General features: G+C 71.6%; 5 protein-coding genes. 3 read left to right on the top strand and 2 right to left on the bottom strand.

Annotated features, from left to right (window positions below; all coding sequences use genetic code 11):
• Positions 1–1,323: serine/threonine-protein kinase (locus ACFWGJ_RS41660; protein ID WP_387334166.1), on the bottom strand; the 1,323-nt coding region annotated here is incomplete at its 3' end.
• A 507-nt stretch (positions 1,324–1,830) separates the two neighbouring features.
• Here ACFWGJ_RS41660 and ACFWGJ_RS41655 point away from each other — a divergent pair.
• From ACFWGJ_RS41655 to ACFWGJ_RS41645, 3 genes are all read left to right on the top strand, one after another.
• A complete protein-coding gene (locus tag ACFWGJ_RS41655; protein ID WP_387334165.1) occupies positions 1,831–3,084 on the top strand; it encodes an MFS transporter in 1,254 nt (417 codons plus the stop codon).
• A 121-nt stretch (positions 3,085–3,205) separates the two neighbouring features.
• Positions 3,206–3,883: a 2-phosphosulfolactate phosphatase gene (locus tag ACFWGJ_RS41650; RefSeq protein WP_387334164.1), complete on the top strand. Its 678-nt coding sequence runs from the start codon at positions 3,206–3,208 to the stop codon at positions 3,881–3,883.
• 144 nt (positions 3,884–4,027) lie between these two features.
• Positions 4,028–5,002 (top strand): aldo/keto reductase, encoded by a 975-nt coding sequence (locus ACFWGJ_RS41645; RefSeq protein ID WP_387334163.1) that lies wholly within the window; start codon positions 4,028–4,030, stop codon positions 5,000–5,002.
• A 93-nt stretch (positions 5,003–5,095) separates the two neighbouring features.
• On the opposite strand, the gene ACFWGJ_RS41640 is transcribed toward ACFWGJ_RS41645, so the two are convergent.
• On the bottom strand, positions 5,096–5,192 hold a 97-nt coding region (locus ACFWGJ_RS41640), incomplete at its 5' end, for a cold-shock protein (RefSeq protein ID WP_387330856.1).

Genomic DNA, 5,192 nt, shown 5'->3' with positions numbered 1-5,192 from the left:
GGCCTGCGGTGCGGGGTGCGCCTGTCCGGCGGGCGCGTCGACGACGGTCTCCGACGAGTTGCCCGCGGAGACGGGGTGCGTCTCGGGGCGTACGCCGCCGGTCTGCGCGTCGGCGGTCGCCGCGGAGGTGGCTTCGGTCGCCGCGGTCTGCGTTGCCGCGGCTTCGGTCGCCGCGGTGTGCGCCGCGGCGGCTTCCGCAGCCGCGGTCCGCGCTGCTGCCGCGGTCTGTGCTGACGCGGCTTCCGTCGCCGCGGTGCGCGTCGCCGTGACGTCCGAGGACGAGATCCGCGTCGCGATGCGCGGATCCTCGGTGGGCGCGTCGAGGGTGACGTCCGAGGTGACGTCCGCCGGGGAGGACTGCGCGGCGGGGCCCGCCTGGCCGGTCTGCGTGGCACCGGTCTGCGCGGCACCGGCCCGGGCGGCGGCGACGGTCGTCGTGGGCGTGGATTCCGTCGCCGTGACGTCGGCGTCGGGCGTGCCGCCGGCCGCTATGAGCCGCAGGTCCCGCGCGGTCTGTTCGGCGGAGGTTCGCTCGGCGGGGTCCTTGCGCAGGAGGCCCTCGATGACCGAGGTCAGGGGGCCGGCCCGGTGCGGGGACGGCGGCTCGTCGTCGACGACGGCGCGCAGGGTGCCCAGGGCGCTGTCCTGCCTGAAGGGTGAACGGCCCTGTACGGCGGTGTGGAGCAGGACGCCGAGGGACCACAGGTCCGTGGCGGGGCCGAGGGGGCGGCCGAGGGCCTGTTCCGGGGCGAGGTACTCGGGGGAACCGACGACCTCGCCGGTCATGGTGAGCGCGGTGTCGCCGACCACCATGGCGATACCGAAGTCGGTGAGGATCACCCTGTCGTCCTCGGCCAGCAGGACGTTGGCCGGTTTCACGTCGCGGTGCAGCACGTCGGCGGCGTGCGCGGCCCGCAGCGCGCTCAGCACCTGGGCGCCGATCCGCGCGGTCTCCTGCGGGGAGAGCGCGCCCTGGGTTCTGATCAGTTCCGCGAGCGAGCGGCCACGGACCAGCTCCATCACGATCCACGGGCGGTCGCCGTCGGTGACCACGTCGTGGACGGTGATCACGTTGGGGGCGGTGATACGGGCGGCGGCCCACGCCTCCCGCTCCAGCCGGGTGTACATGCGCTGGATCTTGTCCGCGGACTGCCCGGAGGGGGCGCGCACCTCCTTGATGGCGACCTCGCGGCGCAGCACCTCGTCGCGAGCGCGCCACACGGTTCCCATGCCGCCCTCGCCGAGGGTGGACAGCAGGCGGTAGCGGTCAGCGATCAGCCGCTCCGGACTCGCGTCCGGAGCCGCTGCGTCCTCGTGGTGCATCGGGGCCAATCTCCCTTGTCTTGGGGCATGAATGAGCGCCCGGACATGTTCTGTCCGATCGGCACCTCTCACCACCCAGGTGCTCTCAGCTATCAACTACACGCAGGACAGGGGCCGTTCGGTTGCTGCAGTCTAGCCCTGACGCCGGTCACGTTCGGACAACGCCAGTCGTATCTTGTCCGTATCTGGTCAGTGCGCACCACTTGCCGCTTCCGATCGCGCGGGGAACCGGCGAGCCCGGATCACAGTCCGGTGATGTCCGGTCACGATCAACCACCCCGCACCACCGTGCGTCACGGCGGACGACAGCGCGTCACGGCGCCCCGCAGTCGCACCTTGGGCACTGAACGCCCAGATCAGCTGCCCTATGACCTTCTTATAGGCTTGCCCCGTTCTGGGGCTGCCGGGCAATGGTGCTCAGCGCGACGGGCCACGGGAACCGGGAACGTTTCCGGCCCTACCTCGCCTCCCACCACCGGACCCTGTCTGTGAAAGGTCTCCCGCACCATGCCCCTGGCCCTGCTGGCCCTCGCCGTCGTCGCGTTCGGCATCGGCACCACCGAGTTCGCCACCATGGGGCTGCTGCCCCAGATCGCCGACGGCGTCGGCGTGTCCGTGCCGCAGGCCGGCAACCTCGTCTCCGCCTACGCGCTCGGGGTCGTCGTCGGCGCCCCCGTCCTCACGGGCATCGGTGCGCGCGTCCCCCACAAACGGCTGCTGCTGCTCCTCGGCGGACTGTTCGTGATCGGCAACGCCGCGTCCGCGCTCGCCCCCAACTTCGGTCTGCTCTTCGCCGCGCGCTTCCTGTCGGGTCTGCCGCACGGAGCACTGTTCGGCGTGGGAGCGGTCGTCGCCTCCCGGCTCGTCGCCCCCGACCGGGCCGCACGCGCCGTCTCGAAGATGTTCCTCGGGCTGACCGTCGCGAACATCGTCGGCGTACCGGCCAGCACGGCGCTCGGGCAGCAGCTGGGCTGGCGCTCCGCCTACTGGACGGTCGCCGTCATCGGCCTGGCAGCCCTGGTCGCACTGGCCCTCTTCGTCCCCCACCAGCCCCGCGGGCAGCTGTCCGGCATCCGGCACGAGCTACGGGCGATGGGCAACCGGCAGGTCGCGATCGGCCTGGCCACGGCCGTCGTCGGCTTCGGCGGGTTCTTCGCCGTCTACAGCTATCTGGTGCCGATGCTCACCCATCTGACGGGCATCTCGGACACGTCGACCACACTGGTCCTCGCGCTCTACGGCGTCGGCATGACCGGCGGCACCCTGCTCGCGGGCCCGCTCACGGACCGCGCACTACGGCCGACGCTGTACGGGGGACTCGCTCTCCTCGCCGCGGCGCTGGTGGCGTTCTACTTCACCGTCCACAGCACCGTGCCCGCCCTGATCACGATCACCTTCATCGGCGCGATGGGCTCCCTCATCACCACGCCCGTCCAGATGCTCCTCATGGCCAAGGCGAAGAACGCCCCGACCATGGCGGCGGCCTCCAACCACTCCGCCTTCAACCTGGCCAACGCGGGCGGCGCCTGGCTCGGCGGCCTGGTCATCTCGGCGGGCTGGGGCTGGGCCTCGCCCAACCTGGTCGGCGCGGCCCTGGCCGTTGCGGGCCTGGGCCTCGCCTTCACCGGCGGCCTCATGGACCGGAACGGCCCCCGCTCCGAGACGATCACGAAGTCCGCGGGAACGGCCGAGGCCTCGACAGCGGCAGAGGGTGCCGAGGCCTCGACAGCGCAAGAGGGTACGGAACACCAGCGCACCTAGCCCGAGCGACCGAGGGGTCCGAGGCCGTCGGAGCTCCGGGCCTCCGGGCCTCCGGGCCTCCGGGCCTCCGGGCCTCCGGGCCTCCGGGCCTCCGGGGCGGGCATGCCCGATCATGCTCGGCATGGACACTCGTTTCTCCGGCATCGCGGACCTGGTCGAGACGCCGTCGGTGGCGGTCGTGGTCGACGTCATGCGTGCCTACACCGTGGCTGCCTGGGCCTTCGCCCAGGGGGCGGAAAAGATCGTTCTCGCCGAGTCGCTGGACGCGGCCCTGGCGCTCAAGGCCCGTCACCCGGACTGGGTGGCCCTCAAGGACGGCCCACCCGCGCCCGGCTTCGACGCCGTGAACTCCCCGGGGCTGCTGCGATCCGTCGACCTCACTGGCCGGACCGTCGTGCAGAAGACCACAGCAGGGACGGTCGGCGCCCTCGCGGTCAAGAGGGCGCGGCTGGTGCTGTGCGCCGGCTTCGTGGTGGCGGAGGCGACCGCCCAGCTCCTGCGCACGCACGGCACCTCCGCGGTCACGTTCGTGGTCACCGGCGAGGACGGCCGGGCCGAGGAGGACCTGGCGTGCGCCCGGTACATCGCCCGGCGGGCCACCGGAGCCGCTACGGATCCCACGGACTTCCTCCGCCGTGCCGCCGCCTCGCGCGCCGCAGTCGAGCTGGCGGAGGGCATACGGCAGGGAGCCCACCCCGATGATGTCGCGCTCTGCCTTGAGCTCGACCGGTTCCCCTTCGCCATGGTGGCGACCTCGGAGGACTCGCTCATGGTCCTGCGCCCCCACGCGATGCCGTAGGGGACCTCGACGACTACCGCGCGAACCCGGCCGGGGACTGCGCGGTCACCCACGAGGTGCTGCACCAGCCTCGGGGGCACGTCGTGGCTGCCTGCCGGAGAATGGACGTCGGCGCGTCGGCGGACCACGAGAAGAGGAACAGTGATGAAGCACATCGAACTGCGTGACCTGGACGTGTCCCGTATCGGTCTGGGTGCGATGGGCATGTCCCACGGCTACACCGGTGCCGGGGTCGACGACGCGGAGTCCGTCCGCACCATCCACCGCGCACTGGAGCTCGGCGTCACCTTCATCGACACCGCGGAGGTGTACGGGCCGTACGTCAACGAGGAACTGGTCGGCCGCGCGCTGAAGGGCCGCCGGGACCAGGTCGTGCTGGCGACCAAGTTCGGCCTGATCTCCCACACCGGCCGCTCAGGGCCCACGGACAGCAGCCCGGAGAACGTCCGGGCCGCCGTCGAGGGCTCGCTCAAGCGCCTGGACACCGATCACATCGACCTCTATTACCAGCACCGTGTCGACGCCGGCACCCCGATCGAGGACACCGTCGGTTGCCTGGCCGAACTCGTCGCCGAGGGCAAGATCAGGCACATCGGCCTCTCCGAGGCAGGTCCCGACACCATTCGCCGCGCCCACGCCGTGCATCCGGTCACCGCTGTCCAGTCCGAGTACTCACTGTTCACGCGCGACCCCGAGGCCCGTGTGCTGCCGGTGCTGCGCGAACTGAACATCGGCTTCGTCCCCTTCTCCCCTCTCGGGCGCGGTTTCCTGACCGGTGCGATCCGCTCCACCGATCAGTTCGACTCGACCGACTTCCGTGCGGACAACCCCCGGTTCACCGAAGGGAACTTCCAGCACAACCTGCGTCTGGCCGATCAGGTCGCCGCCGTCGCCGCCGAGATCGGTGTCACCCCGGCCCAGGTCGCCCTCGCCTGGCTGCTGGCGCAGGGCGACGACATCGCGCCCATCCCCGGCACCCGGCGGGTGGCCCGCGTCGAGGAGAACACCGCGGCGGACGGCGTGCGCCTCACGGACGAGCAACTCGCCCGGCTCAGCAGCCTTCCGCCGGCCGCGGGTGACACCCACACCGAGGCCCAGATGCGGGTCATGGAGCGCTGACACCGCCGCCGCGGCGCATGTCATGAGGTGTCAGGCAAACACGGTGGCCCCCGGAAAGTGTGTTCCGGGGGCCACCGTCGTCTGGCTGTGAGATCAGGCGGGGGTGATGTTCTCCGCCTGCGGGCCCTTCTGGCCCTGCGTGACGTCGAAGTTCACGACCTGGCCTTCCTGGAGCTCACGGAAGCCGGAG

The organism is Streptomyces sp. NPDC060205, from assembly GCF_042728395.1.
Taxonomy (GTDB): Bacteria; Actinomycetota; Actinomycetes; order Streptomycetales; family Streptomycetaceae; genus Streptomyces.
Note: the sequence above shows the minus strand (reverse complement) of the source record. Positions and strands in the feature narration are given on the sequence as shown.

Excerpts from the sequence above, each read along its gene's own strand:
- ACFWGJ_RS41655 (WP_387334165.1), top strand. The coding sequence starts at position 1,831 with ATGCCCCTGGCCCTGCTGGCCCTCGCCGTCGTCGCGTTCGGCATCGGC.
- ACFWGJ_RS41650 (WP_387334164.1), top strand. The coding sequence starts at position 3,206 with ATGGACACTCGTTTCTCCGGCATCGCGGACCTGGTCGAGACGCCGTCG.
- ACFWGJ_RS41645 (WP_387334163.1), top strand. The coding sequence starts at position 4,028 with ATGAAGCACATCGAACTGCGTGACCTGGACGTGTCCCGTATCGGTCTG.